Here is a 20,275-nt window from a genome sequence, read left to right on the forward strand (position 1 = left end):
ATGGCGGAGACCGCCACCGTGAGGGCCAGGAGGAACGGGGCCCGGCGCAGCCGCCGCACCGGCAGAGCGGGCGGGGGAGCGGGCGCGGGGCCGGGCCGCGGGCGTCCGCCGGGTCGGCTGCCGCGCGCGGCCGTGCACCACCCGTGGTGGTTCGCACTGCCCGCCGTGCTGGTGTTCGGCGTCTTCTTCCTCGTCCCCAACCTGCTGAACTTCGTCTATCCGTTCACCGACTGGTCGGTGTACCACCAGGCCATCCACGGCGCCGGGCTCAGCAACTTCCGGACCATCGTCCACGACGGCTCGCTCCTCGCCGATCTGCGCACCACCCTGCTCTACGCGGTGCTGGCGGCCTTCTTCCAGAACGGGTTCGGTCTTGTCCTGGCGCTGCTGCTGGAGGAGGACAGCCGCTTCAACCGGTTCTTCCGCGCGGTGTTCTTCCTGCCGGTGCTGATCTCCGCGCTCGCGGTCGGCTATCTCTTCCAGGCGCTGCTGTCGCAGGACGGGGCGGTGAACGGGGCGCTGAGCGCGCTCACGGGACACCACGTCGACATCCCGTGGTTGGGCAGCACGACCTGGACGCTGGTGCTGGTCACCATGGTGCACGGCTGGAAGTGGATGGGCCTGGCCATGCTGATCTACCTCGCCGGCCTCAAGGGCATCCCCGGCGACATGCTGGAGGCGGCCCGGGTGGACGGGGCGGGGCCGTGGCGCACCTTCTGGTCGATCCGGTTTCCGATGCTGGCCCCGGCGGTCACGTTCAACGTCACCACCGCGCTGATCGGCTCGATGAACACGTTCGACATCGTCCAGGCGACCACCGGCGGCGGGCCGGCGTCGTCCACGGAGGTGTTCAACATCTACATGTTCCGGGTCTTCGGCCAGGGGCTGTACGCCCAGGCATCGGCGATGAGCCTGGTGCTCTTCCTGGTGGTGCTCGTCGTGGCGATCCCGCTGGTGACCGGTCTGCGCCGAAGGGAGCAACTGCTTTGACTCCTCCCCCTCTTGAAGGAGGGGGATTCCCAGCTCACGTCGCCTGCCCTCCGGCGGAGGTGCGGGTCTTAGACGATCAGCACTAGCCGGGTACGAGACCAGCCCGGACCAGCATCACGCGGGCGGAGTTTTTATCGCGAGGCGATACGGCTCCGCATGCGGTGCAGGCATACGTCCTTTCGGAAAGGGGGAGTGCGTGCTTGGTTCTCGCTCCGCACTGCGCACAGTCCATCGTGGTGTGCGCGGGGTGCACCAGGCGGACCTCTCGCCCGTGCTTGCGGCCCATCTCGATCAGAGCCTTCTTCGTCGCGCTGATCGCCGCGTCAGCGGCCTTGCGCGCCATGGTGGTCTTTGCCAGGAACTTCGGCCGGAAGTCCTCCACTGCGAGGGCGTCATGGTCGCGCACGACCTTCTTGGCCCACTTGCGGCCGGTGTCGGTCCGCTGGTTCGCGACCTTACGGTGCAGCTTGGCAGTCTGCCGCTTCGCCTCCCGGTAGCCCTTGGAAACGGCCTGACTCATCGCCGGTCTGCGCCGGGCCATCATCCGCTGATACCTGGCGAGCTTCTGCGTGGCGGTCTTCCCGTGTTGGGCATGGGGAAGGTCGTGGTCGTCGCTCGTGGTGGTGGCGGTCTCCTTGACGCCCCAGTCGATCCCGATCACACGGCCGGTCGCGGGCAGTTCTTCGGTCGCCGTGGCGATGACGAACGACGCCCACCAGTGCCCGACCGCATCGCGATACACGCGCACCGAGGATGGCGGCTTGGGAAGCTCCCGCGACCACACCGGCCTCACCCAGATGCCCCCGGCCAGGTGCAGGCGGCCGTCTTTGAGGCGGAAGCCGCGCTGGGTGTAGTTCAGGCTCGGCAGGGCGTCGCGCTTCTTTTTGTACCGGGGCATCCCGGCCCGCTGCTGCATCGGCAACCGGGCCTTGATGTCCTTCAGCGCCTTCGCCCGCGACTTGCTGAAGTCCCGTATTACCTGCTGCTGCGGAACGCTTGCGCCCTCCGCAAGCCAAGGTGTCACGCGCCGAGCCTCGGTCAGCATCTTGTCGAGCTGCGCCGGGCCGCAGGTCAGCTTCTTGCCGGTGGCCCTGCTGAGCACGTGGACCTGCTTGGACTTGGCGACCGACTCATTCCAGACCCACCGGCAGCGGTCCCACTCCGCTTCAAGAGCGGTCCGCGCCGCCTTCGACAGACGCACACGGAAGGTGTACCGGGCGTGCCCGGTGGCCTCCGTGGTCGCTTCTGCCGTCATGCATCACAACCTACCGGCGAGGTACGACAGTTGGGTCCGATTGCTCTGTGTGGTGTCTCTCACCTGCGGTTTTGGTGTACGCCGATCCGCCCTGGCGGCGAATCGGCTTTCCCTGCCCCGCTCCCGCGGGAGCTTCGATTTCTCCCCCACCTGAAGGTGGGGGCCTCCTCGAAGGAGACTCGGTGAGCGGCGTACGTGCGCATCCGAACCGTGCCACCGCGGTGCGTGGCCCGGTGCTGTGGCGCAGGCTGCGGCCCGCGCTGGTGGTGCTGCTGGCAGCGCTCGCCGTCGGTGTGCCGCTGTGGCTGGTCCTGGCGACGTCGGCCAAGCCCCAGGGCGAGGCCGTACGGCCGAACCTCACCCTGCCGCACCGCTGGCAGCCCGGCCGGAACTACCACGACGCCTTCGACCAGGGCCACATGGTGCACGGCTTCGTCAACAGCCTGCTGGTCGTGCTGCCTTCGGTGCTCCTGGTGCTGGTCCTGGGCGCCGGCGCCGCCTGGGTGTTCGCCCGGCGCGGCGGCCGGCTGGTGGCCGCCGCCTACGCGGTCACCATCAGCGGGCTGCTGCTGCCGCCCGCGGTGATCACGATCGTGCTGGAGCTGCGGCAGCTGGGCCTGGCGGGCACCCGCCCTGGCATGGTGGCCCTGTACACCGGGATGTACCTGTCGACCTCGGTCTTCTTCATGACCGGCTTCATCCGCACCATCCCCCTGGAGCTGGAGGAGGCGGCCCGCATCGACGGTGCGAGACCGCTGCGGATCTTCCTGACGATCATCCTGCCGCTGCTCAGGCCGGTCATCGCCACCGCCACGATCATGGTGATGCTCTACGCCTGGAGCGACATCTTCTACGCCTTCTTCGTGCTCGGCGGCGGAAGCCGGGCCACCCTGCCGCTCAACCTCTACCAGGTCGCCACCGCGCAGCTCTATCTGAACAACTGGCACCTGATCTTCGCCTACGTCGTGGCCATGAGCCTGCCGATGGCCGCCGTCTTCCTGGTCGCCCAGCGCCGGATCGTCTCCGGCATCACCAGCGGAGCGGTCAAGTAGCGCTGGCCGCCACCTGCGCGCGACACCCACGCACGCGACCCCAGGACATCACGAACAAGGAGCCGCGATCCATGACTGCCAAGACACTCCATCACCTGCCCGGACGCCTGCTGCGCCGCACGACCTCCGGTGAGACCGCCCCGGGCACCGCCCGCAGACCCGCACGGCCCGCACCCGCCCGGACCGCCCTGCGGAGCACCGCGCTCGCCGCCACCCTCGGCGTGCTCCTCGGCGCCGGGGGACTGGTCACGGCGCCGGTGGCCACCGCGGGCACCCAGACGATCGTCGTCGACCTGGGGGCACCGACCGGTGACGTCCTGCACGGGGCCAACGGTGCGCTGTACGGGCTGAGCGACCCGTCCGTGCCCAGCGACGCCATCATCCAGCCGCTCGAACTCAGCACCGTCTCCCAGAAGCCGGAGGGCGGCACGCAGCACCCCAACGGCGACCACCTGACCGTCGGCCCGTACTTCTTCCGCAACGGCGGCGGCGACGTCAACGTCCTGATGCAGGACGACTATCCCACCTGGCCCTACGACGACCTGGGCATCGACGACTTCCTGGGCAGGGTCGACAGGATCACCCGGCAGACGGCCGCAGCGCCGGACCACGACAGCTACATCTACGTGCCGTTCAACGAGCCCGACTGGATCTGGTACAAGTTCGGCGGCGCCGACGACCCCGACGCCTACGAGGCGGCACGCGACCGGTTCCTCGCCGACTGGACCACCGTCTACCACCACATACGCGCCCTCGACCCCGGGGCCAGGATCGCCGGACCGAACGTGGCCACCTACAGCAGCCGCTTCTTCGGTGACTTCCTCACCTACGCCGAGGCGCATGACGTCCTGCCGGACGTGACGACCTGGCACGAGCTCAGCCCGGACTCCCTGAAGGACTTCCAGACGCACTTCGACGACTACCGCTCGCTGGAGAAGCAGGCGGGTGTCTCCCCGATCCCGGTGAACATCAACGAGTACGCCAACCGCCGCGACCTGTCGGTGCCGGGCCAGCTCGTCCAGTGGGTGTCGATGTTCGAACGCAACAAGGTCGACGCCGACCAGGCCTACTGGGACGCCGCGGGCAACCTCAGCGACAACGTCGTCCAGTCGAACATCCCCAACGGCGGCTGGTGGTTCTTCCGCTGGTACGCCCAGCTGACCGGCCGGACCGTGCAGGTCACCCCGCCGCAGGCGAACACCGTCGACACCCTCCAGGGCATGGCCGCGCTCGACACCGGAAAGCGCCGGGCCCAGGCCATCGTCGGCGGTACGTCCGGTGACACCGACGTCGTCGTCCGCCATGTGGACCCGGCGGTCTTCGGCTCCGCGGTGAACGTCACCGTCAGCGCCGACGACTGGTCGGGCTACGACGGTGCCGCCGACGCACCCCGCACCCTGACCCGCGCCACCGTGCGGGTGGGTCCGGACGGCACGGTGACCGTCCCGCTGCACGCCATGGAGGCGATGTCCGCCTACCGCGTCGTGCTCAGTCCGGCGGGCGACGGGGCCCCCGAGACCCCCTCGGTGCCCTGGAGCGCGTCCTACGAGGCCGAGGACGCCGCGATCACCGACGGCGAGGTCTTCACACAGGGCACCGTGGAGAACGCCAACGGCTACGCCACCTCCGGCACCAAGGACGTCGGCTCCCTCGACCGGGACACCAGCAAGGTCGCCTTCACCGTCGCGGTGCCCACGACCGGCGACTACGACCTGGGCGTACGCTACGGCAACCAGTCGGGACGCCCCGCCACGCAACAGCTGACCGTCGACGGCGCGCACCCGCAGACCGTGCGCTACCCCTCCACCCTCAACTGGACCTACCGCGGCAACCAGCACACCAGGGTGCACCTGGCCGCCGGCACCCACACCCTCACCCTGGCCCACGCCACCGACGAGGTCACCCTCGACCGCATCGACCTGACCGCGGCCACCACACCCCGCACCCGGTACGAGGCCACCCTGGCCGACACCACCGGCCACCCCTCCTACGCCTACGCGACGACGACCCCGACCGGCACCGGCGCCCTCGTACTGCACCGGGGGGACACCGCCACGTTCGACGTGGACGCACCGCGTGACGGCTACTACACCGTCGCGTCCGACCACACCGGCGGGAAGCTCGACCTGTCCGTGCACGGCACCACCGTGACCACCGCGCCGCACCAGGCGCACCGGCTGTTCCTGATCGCGGGCAACAACCGCATCACCGCCCGCCCCACCACCGGCGACACCGCCCTGCGCAGCCTGGACGTGCAGGGCTCCGGCGACGGCACCGGGATCGCCTCGTACGAGGCCGAGGACGCCGCGCTCGGCGGCACCGCCCGGAGCGCGGCCAGCCCCTTCGCCTCCGGCGGCGGCTACGTGGAGCAACTCGGCGGCACAGCGGACGCCACGGCCCGCTTCACCGTCCGGGCCCCCTCCGCCGGGCGCTACATGCTCGTCGTCGACTACTCCAACAACGAGCGCGGCGCCGGCCACCAGTACAACACCAACATCATCTCCCGCGCCGCCGACCTCACCGTCGACGACGGCCCGGCCCAGCGGGTGAGGTTCCACAACACCAACAGCTGGGAGGACTTCTGGGGCCTGGGCATCCCCGTCGACCTGTCCAGGGGAACCAACACGATCACCCTCGGCAACGCCGACGGCGCCGCCCCCGACCTCGACCGGATCCGGGTGGCGCGGGTCGCGGGCTGAGCCGTCGCGGTTACCGGACGGTGCACCGCACCTCTGACACCCACCCATGCCGCCGGGCCGCTCCGGTTCACGCCGGGACGGTCCGGCGGCACGGGGTGCAGCGCTGAGCGCACTGTCCCGGCAGGCCCTACTGGCTCGCCGCCACTTCCTCCTGGTGCGCCGCGGGGTCGAAACCCTCGGGAGCCCGGTCGAGGAACGCGACGACGGAGCCGATCCGACCGTCCTCGTCGAGCTGGATCACATCGGTTCCGGTGGCGAAGGACGCGCCGTCACCGGTCAGGATCTCCCACTGGAGCCTGGCGCGGTCGTGGTGCACCTGCGGCCGGGCGCGCAGCCGCAGGGCGACGTCGCCCATGTGGGCGGTGAACTGGTTCCGGAAGTTCATCAACGCCTGCGCGCCGGTGAGGATCCCGATCTCCGCGCAGTACTCGACGCCGTCGCCGAGGGCCGCTGCCGCGAGCCGGCGCTGCTCCTGCTCGGTGTCGGCGTTCCAGAACCGCACGTACTCCTGGAGCTGTTCGAAGCCCTCGACGGCGGTCTCGGCGTCGGTCAGGGGCTCGGTCGAGGGCTCGGTCGGGGTTTCGGACCCTGCTGTCGTCTCGGTCATGGCCGGTGTCCCTTCGTCTGGCGGACCGCTGCGTGGCGGCGGTCCGGTGGATCACTGCGCTGCTGAGCCGTCCGGTGGACCGCTCCGCAACGAGCTGCGCTTCCGGTTCACGACTGTGGGCGCCGCCGGTGCGCACTGTCGATGACCTGCCAGGTCATTGCCGTGCTACGCACGGCAGGGCAGCCTGAAGGCCATGACGACCACCACCGAGCCGGTCGGGGCGCTGTTGCGGCAGTGGCGCCGGCGTCGCCGCCGCTCCCAGCTCGACGTGTCGCTCGCCGCCGAACTCTCCACCCGCCATCTGAGCTGCATCGAGACCGGGCGCGCCAACCCGAGCAGGGACATGATCCGGCGGCTCTGCGACGAGCTGGACGTGCCGCTGCGCGAACGCAACGCCCTCTACCTGGCAGGAGGCTTCGCCCCGATGCACGCCGAGCGCGCCTTCGCCGATCTGGGTGTGGCGCGCGCCGCGGTGGAGGCCGTCCTGACCGGGCACGAGCCGAACCCGGCGCTCGCCGTCAACGTACGCTGGGAGTTGCTGGCCGCGAACCGTGCGATGGGGCTGTTCCTCGCCGAGGTGACGGGGGAGTTGGCACGGCCACCGTTCAACGTGCTGAAGGCCACCCTGCACCCCGACGGCCTGTCCCGACGCATCCGGAACCTGCCGCAGTGGCACGCGCACGTGCTGCGTCGGGTGCGCCGCCAGCTGGAGCGGACCTCGGCCGCCGGCCTGGCGGAGCTGCTCGCCGAGCTGGAGAGCTATCCGGTGCCCGAGGCGGAGACGAGCGGGTCCTCCTCGGCGGGGCCTTCGTCGGCCCGGTCTTCCGCGGATACGCCTTCCTCGGACGGGCCGGCTTACGACCTGGTGGTCCCGCTGAGGATGTCGTCCGCGTACGGCGAGCTGGCGCTGCTGTACACCACGACGGTGTTCGGTTCGCCGCGGGACGTGACGCTCGACGAGATCGCCATCGAGACGTTCTTCCCGGCGGACGCGGCCACGGCGGCTCTGCTGCGGGCGGCGGCCGGCCTGAATCCTTGAGGGTTTCCTGAACTCTCCCTGCCGTCACGCCGGTTGACACCGCCCAGGGCGTCAGCCATGGTGGGAGCGCTCCCAAGCCTGTCGTGTCCCCACCTCGCGGCCGCGCCGCCCACGTCACCGAACCGATCGCCGTGACGCGGTGGGCGGATCCGCCCGATCGACCGGGACGCCGGCCGGGAGCGATCACGCATCCGAGCGGACAGGGGTTGAGGGCCATGGGTGTCGGACGGCTGCCGCACGCGCGGAGGTCGGAAACGAAGACGGGACCGGGGAGGCCGGGGTCGGGAATGCGGGCCCGGATCAGGACGCTCGCCGTGGCCGGCGTCGCCTGCCTCACCGTGGCCCTGCTGACGCAGGCACCGGCCGGCGCGGCCACCACCCCGCCGGTGCCCCCGGTGGACGAGCCGGTCACCGGCAACGCCACCCACTTCGACGCCCTCGGCTCGCCCTACGGCGGCTGCGGACTGCCCCAGGCGGAGCTGCCGACGCAGGACTTCGTGGCGCTGAACGTCTACAACACGCCGGGCGACTACAACTACTACCCGCGTCCCATCCCGGCCGACCAGGCGGACAAGATCGGCCTGTGGGACAACGGCCACAACTGCGGACGCTGGGTCCAGGTCGACATCAGCGACTTCTGCACCGGCACCAACGACGGCGCCCCGAGCCAGCCGTTCTGCCGCAACGGCGACTGGGTGTCCGACGCGTACAACGGTGCCACCCTGAACATGATCGTGGCCGACAGCTGCGGCGACTCCAACGCCTGGTGCCGCGACGACCCGTACCACCTGGACCTCAGGACCGGCTCCCTGGAGAACTTCCAGCTGGACGGTGCCCCTGTCACCGGCCTCGCCGACCACTGGAACAACCGCCACGTCACGTGGAAGTTCATCCCCGCGCCCGACTACACCGGAGACATCAAGATCGGCTTCCTGTCGGGCGCGCAGACCTGGTGGTCCGCGATCGCCATCAGCAACCTGCCGAACGGCATCCACGGCGTGCAGTACCTGGGTCAGGACGGTACGACCTGGAAGGACGCCAAGATGAACAGCGACATGGGCCAGTCGTTCATCATCGAGCCGACCGTCTCCGGCGGCACCCACTACGAGATCCGCGTCAGCGACGTCGACGACGCCCTGCTGGGCGACGGCCGCGTCTACTCCTTCGACCTGCCGGCGTCCTGCGGCGACAAGTGCAGCGCGGCGTTCACGCAGACGACGTACACCACATCGGACGGCTCGGGCGCCACGCCCTGACGAACGGCTGCGGTCGGGCTGCGGTGCCCCGGGACCGGTCCCGGGGCACCGGCGTTACGTTCCGACCATGCCCCCACCGCACGCCCCGCGACCGCGCGAGCCGGAGCCGCCGCCGAAGCCGTTGGTGCTGCTGATCGCGGTGGTGTCCCTGCTCTTCGCCCTGGTGGTAGGTGGCTGCGAGGACGACGGCAGCACGAATCCGCGGCCGCACTCACCGATGCCCACACGGTCGGCAGCTCGCCTCGACCCCGAGAAAACCGGTGGAACAGCGCCGCCGTGCGCCTTTACCGTGCTGCCGAACCACGTCGTCTAGGCAAGGACGTGCCGTTGTACACCCTGTGAGACCTCCCGAGCGCTGATGTGTCGCGCGTCGCCGTCCGTGCGCCGCGCCCCTTTCTGCTGCGGACTTCTCACTGGGACCGGTGTACTTCTGTGCTCAATACCTGGGTGGTCATGCCCACCTGCCTGCCGCTAGTCCTCCGCCGTTGCCACGTCTGCGCGTCCGGGCGCTTCCGGACGGGCGGTAAGTTCCGTGTCAACGCACACCACAAGCTCATCGACGCCTGGCTCCTCGCGCTCTGCACCGCCTGCGGGGAAACGGCCAAGCTCACGGTCCTGGAGCGGACGAACGTGCGCTCCGTACGGCCTGAGCTGCTGGACCGGCTGCACGACAACGACCCTGGCCTGGCAGCCGAGCTGCTCCAGGATCCGATCGTGCGGAGCCGTAATCGCATCGCCCTCGACTGGAACGGCGCCTGGCGCCTCGACACCGGCGGATCGGATCTCCTGGACCGCGTACGGAGCCTCGCCCATCCGAGCGAGACGGAGAGCTCGGGGAAGATCGACGTCTCGGTCCACTTCGCGGCCCGGATACCGGTCCGGCCGGTACGACTGATCGCTGAGGGCTGCGGTCTTTCACGGGCCGAGGTCGAGAGGCTGATCACGGCGGGGAAACTCGTCTCGGCGGTCCGGCTGAGCGGCAAGCTCTCCGGCGACTTCACCTTCGTGCTCAAGCCCTGAGCGCTCCTCGGGCCCGGGGCCCGTCCGGCAAGCTCGCCCGGACAGGCCCTGGGGGAGGCGGCTGGAGCGTGGCGTATCCTCGCGCACCTGTATCACCCCACCCCCACGATCCCCGTTCCCGCTTCCCTCCTCCGGAAGGCACCCCGTGGCCACACACGCAGAACTCGTCCAGGTCTTCGGCGAGGACGGTGTCATCACGCTGGACCGGTCCGACGTCGCGTCCCACGGGGTTCGTTCCGCTGACGCCGACGTGCTGTGCTCGGTGGGGATCCCGGTGACCGCGGACATCTTCTTCACCATGAAGGTGGACGGGCCGTACGAGGCATTCACGGTGTTCGAGGCCGAGACGCAGGACAGGCCGGCCCGCTTCCTGGTGCTGGGCCAAGGGAGCAAGGGCGACGAGATCGCCCACGCGGACCAGATCCGCTACGCCGTGGAGCTGGAGAGCGGCAACGTCTTCATGCTCGCCCTCGAGGACGGCGAGTTGACCAGCCACGTCGACACGATCAACACGACACTCGAGTCCTTCGTGGAGGTCCTCTACCGGATCGAGCTGCGCCGACAGGAGCTGGCCGGGTCGTCCGTCGAGGAGGCCCGCCCCTACACCGAGAAGCTCATAGCGGAGCTGACGTCCCGTGACGAGCGGGCGCTCGCCCCCGACGCCTTCTGGGGCGGCGTGTTCGAGACGCTGCTCCGGACCGGCGTACCGGAGATCCGCGAAGGCAGCCGCATGGCGATCGCCAAGGCCCTGGACGCCCTGCTCCCCGAGGGGCAGCCGCTGCGCTGGGCGACCGGAACAGCGATGGGTGAGGGCGTCCAGGAGCTGAGCGCCCACCGCGCGGACGGCTACTGGCTGCTGGTCACCTGGGGCTTCAGCGACCTGGACGGCGATCTCGACCTCGACACGGGCACCAGCGGCCTCGGCTTCGAACTGACGATGCGGGTCCCTCGCGAGGCCGACGAGGAGATGCCGCCCGGCTGGGCCCTCCAGACGCTGCGCAACCTGGGCACGTACGTCTTCGGCGAGGGCTACCCGTTCGCCGACGGGCACCGGATGGGCGTCGCCGGCACGCTCGGCCCCGAGGGCAGCCGGTTGGGCGCCCTGGCCTTCGTCACCGACCCCCACCTCGGCACGCTCGACGCCCCCAACGGCCGGGTCGAGTTCGTCACCGCCGTCGGGATCACCCGCGAGGAGCTGGCCGAGGCCAAGGCCACCGGCAACGAGGCGGTCCTGGCCCGGTTCACCGGCGAGCACGGGGTGCCGCTCACCGACGTCAGCCGCTGACGGGGCGCGGCGACCGAGGCAGGGGAGGCGGCGGGAGGCGATCAAGGCAGGTAGAGGGTGTACTTCGCGTCGAACATCTCGTCACCGCCGAAGGACACGCCGGTGGACTCCCGCAGGTACGTCATCGCGACGGTCTCGCCGTCCTCGTAGTCGCACGGGGCGATCTCCAGACAGGCCGCCAGATCGTGCGCCGCCACGATCGGACGGCCGTCGCGGTAGTGCAGGATGACGGGGTCATAGGGGCTGCCGGCGATCCTGACCAGGTGCAGCTCGGTCGACTCCGACGCTTCGGCCAGGTAGCCGGCGTGCCCGGAGAGCCGGCAGTCCACGTCGATGACGAGGACCCACTCGCCGACCTGCGCCGCGCACAGCCCCGGTGCACGCGAGACCGACGTCGCGTCCTCGAAGCACATCGAGGCCTCCTCGGGCACGAAGACGTCCGGCACCGCGTCATCGGGGTGATCCGTACGGACGGCGACCACTTCCAGGTTCCAACTCATGCGCGGAGCCTAGCCAAAACCGTTCGTCCGCCGAGCGGTGCGCCTCCTACCATGCGGACGCGTGAGTGGGAGATTGCGCGGGATCGCGGATGCCAACGCCCGGATCGTCATGGCCGGCGCGTACACGACCGACGACGGCACCGTCGTCGGCATCGACCCGGAGCTGGCGGCGGCGACGTCCGGCACCGTCAGCCATCCGCCCGACGGGTCCCTGGAGCGGGCGGCCACGGCGACGGGTCACCGCACGTCCTTCGAGGTGACCGCCGAGCGCAGCCTGGCGGCGGCACAGCGGCTCCACCACGCCGGCGCCGGGCAGATCGCCGTCCTCAACTTCGCCTCGGCCCGCAATCCCGGGGGCGGCTACCTCGGTGGCGCCAAGGCCCAGGAAGAGGACCTCTGCCGCAACGCCCTGCTCTACCCCTGCCTCCTCCAGGCCCCCGACTACTACGAGGCCCACCGCGCCTCCCGCGACCTGCTCTACAGCCATCGCGTCATCTGGTCTCCCCGGGTTCCCGTCCACCGTGACGACCGCGGCCGGCTGCTGAACGAGCCGTACCCCGTCTCGTTCCTCACGTCGCCGGCTCCCAACGCCGGACAGGTGCTACGCCGTGATCCCAGCGCGCGGGACCGCATCCGGCGCGCACTGCACGAGCGCACGGAACGCGTCCTGTCCGTCGCCGCCCACCACGGCGCACGCCAGCTCGTCCTCGGCGCATGGGGCTGCGGCGTGTTCCGCAACGACCCGCGCGAGGTCGCCGCGGCCTTCCACGCCCACCTCACCGGGGGCGGCAGTTTCGCGACGGCGTTCGAACGGGTGGTGTTCGCGGTCTGGAGCCCCTCGCCGGACTCCGCCAACCGGGACGCCTTCGCCGACCGTTTCCCCTCGGCGGACGAACCGGGCCCCGAACCTCCGAAAGTCTGACTGCCGACGACTGGCGAAAAGGTGGGGGTCAAGGCTCGCCACGTCCCTGCGAGCATGGCCTGATGAGCGCTCACCTCGGACTCGTCACCCTCGTCGTGCGGGACTACGACGAGGCCATCGCCTTCTACCGGGACGTCCTCGGCTTCGAACTCCGGGAAGACACCCGGATCGACGAGGAGAAGAGATGGGTGGTGGTCGCCCCGCCGGGTGCCCGGGAGACGGGTGTGCTGCTGGCCAGGGCCGTGACCGGGGAGCAGGAAGCCAGTGTCGGGCGGCAGACGGGAGGGCGAGTCGGATGGTTCCTGAACACGGATGCGTTCGAGCGTGACCACGCGCGCATGCGGGCGGCCGGGGTCGTGTTCGAAGGGGCCCCACGGCGCGAGTCGTACGGCATCGTCGCCGTCTTCCGGGACCTGTACGGGAACCGCTGGGACCTGCTCCAGTTGAATCGTTGAGCAGCGAGACCTCCCAGTGGTGCGCGAGTTCCCGGGGGAGGTCAAGGTGCCCGGGGCGCCGTCGGTGCAACGGCCGACGGCGCCCCGGGGAGCAGAGCCACGACGCGCGGCGCGGCGCGGACGCCTACCGCTTTCCCAGTGCTTCCTCGCCGGTCGCTGAGTCCGTCTCGGTCTCCGTGTCCGTGTCCGTCTTGGTCTTGGTGTCCGTGTCCGCGCCCCCGGCGTTTCGCGTGCCGGCCCCGCCCGCGCTCGGCGGCACGTCCTTGCGCTCGGTGACCGTGATGCGGCCCTTGCGGATGGTGGCCAGCCGGGGGGCCTTCCTGGCTATCGACGAGTCGTGCGTGACCATGACGAAGGTCAGGCGGTGCTCCTCCCACATGGCGTCCAGGACGTCCATGATCTCGTCGCGCATGGACTCGTCCAGGTTGCCGGTCGGCTCGTCCGCCAGGAGCACCCTGGGGTTCTTGACCAGGGCACGTGCGATGGCGACCCGCTGCTGCTGGCCACCGGACATCTCCGAGGGAAGGTGCCGCAGCCGCTCGCCTAGGCCGACGGAGTCGAGTGCCCGTGCGGCCCGCTCGCGTCGCTCCCCGGCCTTCACGCCGAGCGGCACGAGCGCCGTTTCGACGTTCTCCTGGGCGGTGAGGGTCGGGACGAGGTTGAACGTCTGGAAGACGAACCCGATGGACTCCGCCCGGACCCTGGTCAGCCGGGCCTCCGGCAGCTTCGCCAGGTCGGTGCCGTCCAGTTCCACCCGGCCGGACGTGGGCCGATCGAGCCCGCCCAGCATCTGGAGCAGCGTGGACTTGCCGCCTCCCGTGGGCCCCTGGATGACGAGCCGGTCCCCGTCGCCGATGGTCAGGTCCACGTCGGCCAGTGCGTGGATGGTGTCCTTTCCTCGTCTGTACTGCTTGGTGACGCCGCTGAGCTGGTACATGGTGCTTCTCCTGCGCTGCGCGTGTGCACGATGGGTGAGGGTGTCCGTCACCGCCGGTCGCGGCGACGGGGGAAGGCGGCTACTCCACCCGGCGCAGTGCGTCGGCTGGCCGCAGCCGGGCGGCACGCCAGCCGCCGAAGCCGCCCGCGACGAGCCCGCCGGCCACCGCGAGGACGACCGCGAGCACGAGGGTGGTGACGCCGACCGGCGCCGACAGCGCGATGTCGAGGGTCTTGCCCGCGGCCTGGCGCAGCTGCCCGGGACCACCGCCGCCGAACCGGCCACCGCCGAACTGGCCGCCACCACCGGCACCTGCGGTGGCACCGAGGTGGGCGGTGAGCGTCGGAGCGGCCTCGGTGATCGCATAGGCGCCGGCCAGGCCGACGGCGATCCCGAGCACCCCGCCGACGATGCCGTTGACGACCGCCTCACCGATGACCTGCCGGGTCACCCGGCCGCTCTTCCAGCCCAGCGCCTTGAGCGTGCCGAACTCGCGCACCCGGCGGGAGACGGCGGCCGAGGTGAGCAGCCCGGCCACCAGGAACGCGGCCACCAGCACCACGATCGACAGCCACTTGCCGACGTTGGACGCCAGGCTGGAGGCGGTCGACAGGGAACCGGAGACGGTGTCGGCGAGGTCGGCCGACGTGGTGACGGTGGTGCCGGGGACGTTCTTCTGGATCGCGCTCTTCACGTCGCTGATCTGCTGGGAGTCCGTCGCCCGTACGTAGACGGTGGTGATCTGGTCCTTTGCGTCGGCCAGCGTCTGGGCCTGCTTCAGCGGGATGTAGACATCGGCAGCGGCGTCGCCGCTGTCGGCGGTGGCGATGCCGACGATGCTGAACTTGGTGTCCTTGACGGTGACCTTGTCACCGACGGACAGCTTCTCCTTCTTGGCGTACGCGCTGTCGACGACCGCCGTCCTGGCGTCGGTCTCGGACGGCTTGAAGCCGCGGCCCTTGGTGATCTTCGACGAGGTGAGCGGGCCGAGCGTGGCGTGGGTGACGTCGGTGCCGTAGAGCGTGAAGGAGTTGACGTCGAACTGCGCGCCGCCACCGGTCACCTTGCCGCCGCCGGCACCGGACTGGCCGCCGTAGCCGCCGCGCCCGGACGGCCTGCCCTGCTGGAACTGGCCCTGCTTGAAGTCGCCGTTGACCTTGAGGTCGGTGAGGCTGAGCCCGCCCACCGCCTCGTCGACCCCGTGCTGGGCACCGACCTTCGTGAGCGTGGCCGACTTCAGCGTGCTGAAGCCCTGGACCATCAGCCGGTCGCTGCTCTGCTCCTTGCCGTCGTCCCTGGACCCGAAGTCGAACCTGGGACGCTCCGGCTGCTCCCCCTCCTTGGGCGCCTGCTGCGCCTTGGTGACGGTCATGTCCGTGCCGAGTCCGTAGAGCGACTGGAGGACCTTGCCCTGGGCCTGCTTCATGCCGGACGACACGGAGCTGACCACGATGACCAGTGCGATACCAAGCGCGAGCCCGGAGGCGACAACCAGCGCCGCTTTTCTTCGGCGGCGCAACTCGCGCCTCAGATAGGTGAAGAACATGGGCGAACGGTAGGGAGGCTGCGTGACGAATGGTTAAGACCGGGCTGAGAGCAGCATGAGAGCGGCCCGCCGGCTCACCCGGCGGCGCACGTAGGTACCGCACGTGGTACATCCGCGTAGGTACGTCCAGGTGAGTCCGGTTGCATCCGGCAAGGGCACCCACGGCGCACAGGACCGGGGGCCAGGTGTACCCGGACGGGCCCGGGGCGTCAGGCCGCGGCGCGTGGCGCCGTCGAGCGCCGCACGTGGAGGACGGGGGTGATCGTGTGCCGGCGCGGCTCCGTGCGGCCCGCGATGCGCTCGAGGAGCATCGTGATCGCCTGCCTGCCCATCTCGGTGCCGGACTGGTCGACCGTGGTGAGGGAGATGGCCGGGTGTCCCGCGAGGTCGATGTTGTCGTAGCCGACGAGCGAGACCTCGCCGGGCGGCAGGCCCAGCTCGGTGATGGCCGCCAGCGCGCCGACGGCGAGTTGGTCGTGGCCGGCGAAGACGGCGGTGGGGCGGTCGGGCCCGGCGAGCAGGGCGAGCGTGGCCAGGCGGGCGTCCGCCTCCGTCTGGCCGGTCCGTACCACCTGGGCGAACCGGTCGAGCCCGGCGGCGGCCATGCTCTCCCGGTAGGTGAGCAGACGCAGGGAGTGGGGCGAGCCCGACCCCGGCTCGGTCACCGCCTCGCGCTCCGTCAGGTGGGCGATCCGGCGGTGGCCGAGTTCCAGCAGGTGGGCCATGACCGCACGGGTTCCCTGTACGTCGTCGCCGACCACCGCGTCGTAGTGGCTGGCCGCGCCGTGCCGGCCGAGCATGACCACGGGCAGCGTTTCGGCGAGCCGTTCCAACCAGGCGGGCTCCACCAGGGGCGAGACGACCACCATCCCGTCGACCTGGCGGTCCGCCAGTGCCTCGATCGCGCCGTACTCCCGGCCTCCGTTCGCCGGGGCCATGACCAGCTGGTACGGGGTGCCGTCGAGGGCCTGGCCGGCGCCGTTGACGATCTGGGTGAAGAACTGGTTGCCCGGGGGCGGCGTCTCGATCCCCAGCGTGTAGCTGGCGCCGCGCATGGCGCGTGCGGCCACGCTCGGGCGGTAGTCGAGCTCCTGGATGGCGGCGTTCACGCGCACGCGCATGGCGGTGCTGACACCGGACGCGTTGCGGATCACCTTGGAGACCGCCGCCCGGGAGACACCGGCGGCCTGGGCCACGTCCTCGATCGTGACCGACCGGCGGCGGTTGCTGCGCTGGGACACGGCATCTCCCCTGGGTCGGTCGTAGGTCGGTCGGTCGTACGTCGGCCGGACGTTGGTCGGTCGTAGGTCGGTCGGACGTAGGCCGGTTGTCGTTCGGCCGTCGTTCGGCTGTGGGGCGAGCGACGTAGATCGGTCTTCGTCAAGCGAAGCCTTCCGCACCACGCCAGCGGCGCGCAAGTCCGGTCCAAGCGGGTTGGAATCAGCCGGCCGACCGTGACTGAGCAGGCGACAAGAGGTCGTGACCGGGCCATTGTCGGCCCATGGAGAACGCTCTACGCTGATGCGTGCGCCGACGGAGAACGATCTACGCCGCCCCGGCACCCGATTGGCACCCGGTTGGCCAGCGATCAAACGGACCGCGTTCTAGTTCCAGCGGAGGTCGTCCATGAAATCCCAGACGAGGGTGCGCGGGCGGTGGTCCTTCGCCGTCCTCACGGTTGGCGCGCTGGTCCTGTCCGGCTGTAGTGCCGGTGGCCTGGTCGGCGGTGCGGACGACGAGGGCGGCGGTGGGACGCTCACGTTCCTCGCCGACGACTCCGAGGCCAGCACCGCGCTCGCCAAGGGGCTCGCCGACGCGTTCGAGGCGGCCCACGAAGGCGTCACCGTGAAGGTGGAGAGCCGCCCCCAGGGCTCGGAGGGGGACAACGTCATCAAGACCCGGCTGTCCACGGGGGACATGTCCGACGTCTTCATGTACAACGCGGGATCGCTCTTCCAGGCGCTGCACCCGGCACAGAAGCTGGTCCCCCTCGACCGCTCCGCCGACCTCGGCGACGTCGAGGACTCGTTCCTGAAGACCGTGACGGACCAGGGCAAGGTCTACGGCGCCCCGTTCGGAACCGCACAGGGCGGCGGCCTGCTCTACAACCGGGCCGTCTACCGCGACCTCGGTCTGAAGGTGCCCCGCACCTGGGACGCGTTCATGGCGAACAACGAGAAGATCAAGAAGTCCGGGCGCGCCCCGGTGATCCAGACCTACGAGGACACCTGGACCGCGCAGCTGTTCGTGCTCGGTGACTTCCACAACGTTGCCGCCGCGGACCCCCACTGGGCGGACAAGTACACGAAGAACCAGGTCAAGTACGCACAGGAGCCGGCCATCGAGGGCTTCCGGCACCTTGCCGAGCTGCACAAGGCGGGCTACTACAACAAGGACTTCGCCTCCGCCAACCTCACCGACGGGCTCGAACTGCTCGCCCAGGGCAAGGGGGTGCAGTACCCGATCCTCAGCGGGTCGCTGCCGGGCCTGACCAACGCCTTCCCCGACAAGGCGAAGGACGTCGGCTTCTTCCCCGTTCCGGGCGACGACGCCGCGAAGAACGGCCTCACGGTCTGGCCGGGTCTCGCCGGCGTCTACGTCCCGAAGACGACCGAGGGCGACAAGCTCGACCTGGCCAAGGAGTTCGTCCGCTTCGTGGCCAGCGCCCGGGGCTGCACCGCGCAGGGCAAGGCATACGCGCCCACCGGGCCGTACCTGGTGAAGGGCTGCACGCTGCCCGCGGACGTGCCACCGGCGGTCAGGGACATCAAACGGTACTTCGACGAGGGCAGGACCACGCCGGCGCTGGAGTACCTGTCGCCGGTCAAGGGCCCGGCGCTGGAGCAGATCTGCGTCGAGGTCGGCTCCGGGATCACCAGCGCGGACAAGGGCGCCCGGCTCTATGACGAGGACGTCAAGAAGCAGGCGCAGCAGCTCGACCTGCCCGGATGGCAGTGACGGGCCGGCAGCCGGGTGCGCCCGGCACGGGCCGGCCGAAGCGGGCGGCGCGGGGGACGCGGGGGACGCGGGCACGCAGCCCCTACCCGCTGTGGTTCCACCTCCCGGCCGGCGTGGTGTTCGCCGTGCTGTTCGTGGTGCCCACCGCGGTCGCGTTCTACTTCAGCCTGACCCGGTGGACGCTGTTCGACTCGGAGTTCATCGGGCTGGAGAACTACCGCACCTTCCTCCAGGAGCCCGCCCTGACCAGGGGCCTGGTCAACACCTTCATCTACGCGTTCCTCACCTCCGGGCTCAAGGTCGTCCTCGGCATGGCGCTCGCCGTGCTGCTGACCCGGAAGATCTTCGCGCGGGGCTTCCTGCGCTCGGTGGTGTTCTTCCCGGTGCTGGTGAGCACGGTCGGTGTCGGGCTGACGTTCCAGGCGCTGATGGACCCGTCGAAGGGGTTCGTCAACGAGGCGCTGGGATGGGTCGGCATCGACGGGCCCGGGTGGCTCGTGGACCCCGACTGGGCGCTGTACTCGATCGCGCTCACGGACGTGTGGAAGGGCCTCGGTCTCGCCACCCTCATCTACATCGCGGGCATCACGGGCATCCCCCAGGAGTACTACGAGGCCGCGCGTACCGACGGAGCCGACGGCTGGCAGACCTTCCGGCACATCGTCCTGCCGCTGTCGTTCCCGGCCACCTCGACGGTCATCCTGCTCTCCCTCATCGGCGGGCTGCGCTCGTTCGACCTCATCTGGGCGATGACCGGAGGCGGCCCGGGATTCACCTCCGACGTCGTCGGATCGGTGATCTACAAGCAGTACCAGGCGGGCTTCTACGGCCTGTCCACGGCGGGCAACGTGATCCTCTTCCTGCTGGTCACCGCGATCGTCTTCCCGCTGATGCGCTTCCTCAACCGACGCGAGGTGGACCTGTGAGAACGATCCGCTCCCTCGCCGGCAACGCCGTCACCTTCGTGGTGATCGGTGTCGTCTTCCTCGTCCCGTTCGCGTTCATCGTCCTCCAGGCGGTCAAGCCGCCCGAGCAGGCGCGACGGCTGTCGTTCGACTGGCCCGGCGCCTTCCCGATCGTCGGCAACATCAGGCAGGTCTTCCAGGCGCACGACTACATGCTCGTGGTCGCCCTCATCAACAGCACCACCCTCACGGTGTGCAGCGTCACGCTCATGGTCGTGTTCGGGGCGATGGTGGCCTACGTGCTCCAGCGCCGCGCGAGCCGCTGGAACGCCGTCGTCAACCTATGCATGCTGATGGGTCTCGTCATCCCGCCCGCGGTGGTGCCCACGGTGTGGGTGCTCCAGGGCATCGGGCTGTTCAAGACGATGTCGGGGATGGTCCTCATCGAGGTCGCCTTCGGACTCGCCTTCTGCGTGCTGCTGTTCAGGGCGTTCATCGGCTCGATACCCCGGGAGCTGGACGAGGCGGCCGTCATCGACGGGGCAGGGCCGCTCCGGTTGTTCTTCACGGTGATATTCCCGCTGATCAGGCCGGTGGTCGTGACCGTGGTCGTGGTGCAGTCGGTCACCGTGTTCAACGACTTCGCCAACCCGCTGTACTTCTTCCCCGGCGACGCCAACGCCACGGTGCAGCTGACGCTCTACAACTTCCGCAGCCAGTTCACCACCGCCTACAACCTGCTCTTCATGAACATCCTGCTCATCACGATCCCCCCGTTCATCGCCTACCTGGTCTTCCAGCGGCAGATCGTGTCCGGGATGACCCAAGGCGCCGTCAAAGGCTGACCCC

The 20,275-nt window shown here is 70.1% G+C and carries 17 protein-coding genes and 2 pseudogenes; 13 read left to right on the top strand and 6 right to left on the bottom strand.

Annotation, left to right across the window (positions count from 1 at the left end; all coding sequences use genetic code 11):
* Positions 1-990, top strand: a complete 990-nt coding sequence (locus tag NQO67_RS37375) for a carbohydrate ABC transporter permease (RefSeq protein WP_255954925.1) — start codon at positions 1-3, stop codon at positions 988-990.
* Positions 991-1,041: 51 nt separating this feature from the next.
* Here NQO67_RS37375 and NQO67_RS37380 read toward each other — a convergent pair.
* Positions 1,042-2,245 (bottom strand): annotated as a pseudogene (locus tag NQO67_RS37380) (RNA-guided endonuclease InsQ/TnpB family protein); the annotation flags it as partial.
* 182 nt (positions 2,246-2,427) lie between these two features.
* Here NQO67_RS37380 and NQO67_RS37385 point away from each other — a divergent pair.
* Positions 2,428-3,297: a carbohydrate ABC transporter permease gene (locus NQO67_RS37385; RefSeq protein WP_255954926.1), complete on the top strand. Its 870-nt coding sequence runs from the start codon at positions 2,428-2,430 to the stop codon at positions 3,295-3,297.
* A 71-nt stretch (positions 3,298-3,368) separates the two neighbouring features.
* Positions 3,369-5,996, top strand: coding sequence for a CBM35 domain-containing protein (locus NQO67_RS37390; RefSeq protein WP_255954927.1), 2,628 nt, complete (start codon positions 3,369-3,371; stop codon positions 5,994-5,996).
* A 127-nt stretch (positions 5,997-6,123) separates the two neighbouring features.
* Here NQO67_RS37390 and NQO67_RS37395 read toward each other — a convergent pair whose 3' ends face one another.
* Positions 6,124-6,603 (bottom strand): isomerase, encoded by a 480-nt coding sequence (locus NQO67_RS37395; protein WP_255954928.1) that lies wholly within the window; start codon positions 6,601-6,603, stop codon positions 6,124-6,126.
* A 193-nt stretch (positions 6,604-6,796) separates the two neighbouring features.
* Between NQO67_RS37395 and NQO67_RS37400 the strand changes: the two genes are divergently transcribed.
* The 5 genes from NQO67_RS37400 to NQO67_RS37420 all read left to right on the top strand — a co-directional run bounded on the left by NQO67_RS37400 (position 6,797) and on the right by NQO67_RS37420 (position 11,203).
* Positions 6,797-7,642, top strand: coding sequence for a helix-turn-helix domain-containing protein (locus tag NQO67_RS37400; RefSeq protein WP_255954929.1), 846 nt, complete (start codon positions 6,797-6,799; stop codon positions 7,640-7,642).
* A gap of 287 nt (positions 7,643-7,929) precedes the next feature.
* Positions 7,930-8,898, top strand: a complete 969-nt coding sequence (locus tag NQO67_RS37405) for an RlpA-like double-psi beta-barrel domain-containing protein (RefSeq protein WP_255954930.1) — start codon at positions 7,930-7,932, stop codon at positions 8,896-8,898.
* Between the two features lie 67 nt (positions 8,899-8,965).
* Positions 8,966-9,211 (top strand): hypothetical protein, encoded by a 246-nt coding sequence (locus tag NQO67_RS37410; RefSeq protein WP_255954931.1) that lies wholly within the window; start codon positions 8,966-8,968, stop codon positions 9,209-9,211.
* Between the two features lie 119 nt (positions 9,212-9,330).
* Complete coding sequence (locus tag NQO67_RS37415; protein WP_255954932.1) at positions 9,331-9,918, top strand: DUF1062 domain-containing protein; 588 nt, start codon at positions 9,331-9,333, stop codon at positions 9,916-9,918.
* A 145-nt stretch (positions 9,919-10,063) separates the two neighbouring features.
* The gene (locus tag NQO67_RS37420; RefSeq protein ID WP_255954933.1) at positions 10,064-11,203 is read left to right on the top strand and encodes a suppressor of fused domain protein; all 1,140 of its coding nucleotides are present in this window, start codon (positions 10,064-10,066) and stop codon (positions 11,201-11,203) included.
* 41 nt (positions 11,204-11,244) lie between these two features.
* On the opposite strand, the gene NQO67_RS37425 is transcribed toward NQO67_RS37420, so the two are convergent.
* A complete protein-coding gene (locus tag NQO67_RS37425) occupies positions 11,245-11,703 on the bottom strand; it encodes a hypothetical protein (RefSeq protein WP_255954934.1) in 459 nt (152 codons plus the stop codon).
* 61 nt (positions 11,704-11,764) lie between these two features.
* On the opposite strand from NQO67_RS37425, the gene NQO67_RS37430 reads away from it, so the two are divergent.
* Both NQO67_RS37430 and NQO67_RS37435 read left to right on the top strand, forming a co-directional pair.
* Entirely contained in the window at positions 11,765-12,625 is an 861-nt protein-coding gene (locus tag NQO67_RS37430) for a TIGR02452 family protein (RefSeq protein WP_255954935.1), read from the top strand.
* Between the two features lie 62 nt (positions 12,626-12,687).
* Positions 12,688-13,080: a VOC family protein gene (locus NQO67_RS37435; protein ID WP_255954936.1), complete on the top strand. Its 393-nt coding sequence runs from the start codon at positions 12,688-12,690 to the stop codon at positions 13,078-13,080.
* A 268-nt stretch (positions 13,081-13,348) separates the two neighbouring features.
* Here NQO67_RS37435 and NQO67_RS37440 read toward each other — a convergent pair.
* The 3 genes and pseudogenes from NQO67_RS37440 to NQO67_RS37450 form a co-directional block, all read right to left on the bottom strand.
* A pseudogene (locus NQO67_RS37440) lies at positions 13,349-14,017 on the bottom strand (ABC transporter ATP-binding protein); the annotation flags it as partial.
* 79 nt (positions 14,018-14,096) lie between these two features.
* Complete coding sequence (locus NQO67_RS37445; RefSeq protein WP_255954937.1) at positions 14,097-15,563, bottom strand: ABC transporter permease; 1,467 nt, start codon at positions 15,561-15,563, stop codon at positions 14,097-14,099.
* Positions 15,564-15,772: 209 nt separating this feature from the next.
* Positions 15,773-16,804: a LacI family DNA-binding transcriptional regulator gene (locus NQO67_RS37450; RefSeq protein WP_255954938.1), complete on the bottom strand. Its 1,032-nt coding sequence runs from the start codon at positions 16,802-16,804 to the stop codon at positions 15,773-15,775.
* Between the two features lie 385 nt (positions 16,805-17,189).
* Between NQO67_RS37450 and NQO67_RS37455 the strand changes: the two genes are divergently transcribed.
* Genes NQO67_RS37455 through NQO67_RS37465 form a run of 3 tightly spaced genes read left to right on the top strand, consistent with a single transcriptional unit; the run spans position 17,190 to position 20,271 of the window.
* Positions 17,190-18,521: an ABC transporter substrate-binding protein gene (locus NQO67_RS37455; RefSeq protein WP_255954939.1), complete on the top strand. Its 1,332-nt coding sequence runs from the start codon at positions 17,190-17,192 to the stop codon at positions 18,519-18,521.
* Positions 18,512-19,447, top strand: coding sequence for a carbohydrate ABC transporter permease (locus NQO67_RS37460; RefSeq protein ID WP_255954940.1), 936 nt, complete (start codon positions 18,512-18,514; stop codon positions 19,445-19,447). Before NQO67_RS37455 ends, NQO67_RS37460 begins: the two co-directional genes overlap by 10 nt.
* The gene (locus NQO67_RS37465; RefSeq protein ID WP_255954941.1) at positions 19,444-20,271 is read left to right on the top strand and encodes a carbohydrate ABC transporter permease; all 828 of its coding nucleotides are present in this window, start codon (positions 19,444-19,446) and stop codon (positions 20,269-20,271) included. The genes NQO67_RS37460 and NQO67_RS37465 overlap by 4 nt, the downstream gene beginning before the upstream one ends.
* Positions 20,272-20,275 lie beyond the last annotated feature (4 nt).

The sequence above is a fragment of the Streptomyces odontomachi genome (assembly GCF_024435355.1).
In the GTDB taxonomy this organism is placed as follows: domain Bacteria; phylum Actinomycetota; class Actinomycetes; order Streptomycetales; family Streptomycetaceae; genus Streptomyces; species Streptomyces odontomachi.

What these genes read in the sequence shown, in the direction of transcription:
- NQO67_RS37375 (WP_255954925.1), top strand. Translation starts at nt 1, where the DNA reads ATGGCGGAGACCGCCACCGTGAGGGCCAGGAGGAACGGGGCCCGGCGC.
- NQO67_RS37390 (WP_255954927.1), top strand. Translation starts at nt 3,369, where the DNA reads ATGACTGCCAAGACACTCCATCACCTGCCCGGACGCCTGCTGCGCCGC.
- NQO67_RS37395 (WP_255954928.1), bottom strand. Translation starts at nt 6,603, where the DNA reads ATGACCGAGACGACAGCAGGGTCCGAAACCCCGACCGAGCCCTCGACC.
- NQO67_RS37400 (WP_255954929.1), top strand. Translation starts at nt 6,797, where the DNA reads ATGACGACCACCACCGAGCCGGTCGGGGCGCTGTTGCGGCAGTGGCGC.
- NQO67_RS37405 (WP_255954930.1), top strand. Translation starts at nt 7,930, where the DNA reads ATGCGGGCCCGGATCAGGACGCTCGCCGTGGCCGGCGTCGCCTGCCTC.
- NQO67_RS37410 (WP_255954931.1), top strand. Translation starts at nt 8,966, where the DNA reads ATGCCCCCACCGCACGCCCCGCGACCGCGCGAGCCGGAGCCGCCGCCG.
- NQO67_RS37425 (WP_255954934.1), bottom strand. Translation starts at nt 11,703, where the DNA reads ATGAGTTGGAACCTGGAAGTGGTCGCCGTCCGTACGGATCACCCCGAT.
- NQO67_RS37435 (WP_255954936.1), top strand. Translation starts at nt 12,688, where the DNA reads ATGAGCGCTCACCTCGGACTCGTCACCCTCGTCGTGCGGGACTACGAC.
- NQO67_RS37445 (WP_255954937.1), bottom strand. Translation starts at nt 15,563, where the DNA reads ATGTTCTTCACCTATCTGAGGCGCGAGTTGCGCCGCCGAAGAAAAGCG.
- NQO67_RS37455 (WP_255954939.1), top strand. Translation starts at nt 17,190, where the DNA reads ATGAAATCCCAGACGAGGGTGCGCGGGCGGTGGTCCTTCGCCGTCCTC.
- NQO67_RS37460 (WP_255954940.1), top strand. Translation starts at nt 18,512, where the DNA reads ATGGCAGTGACGGGCCGGCAGCCGGGTGCGCCCGGCACGGGCCGGCCG.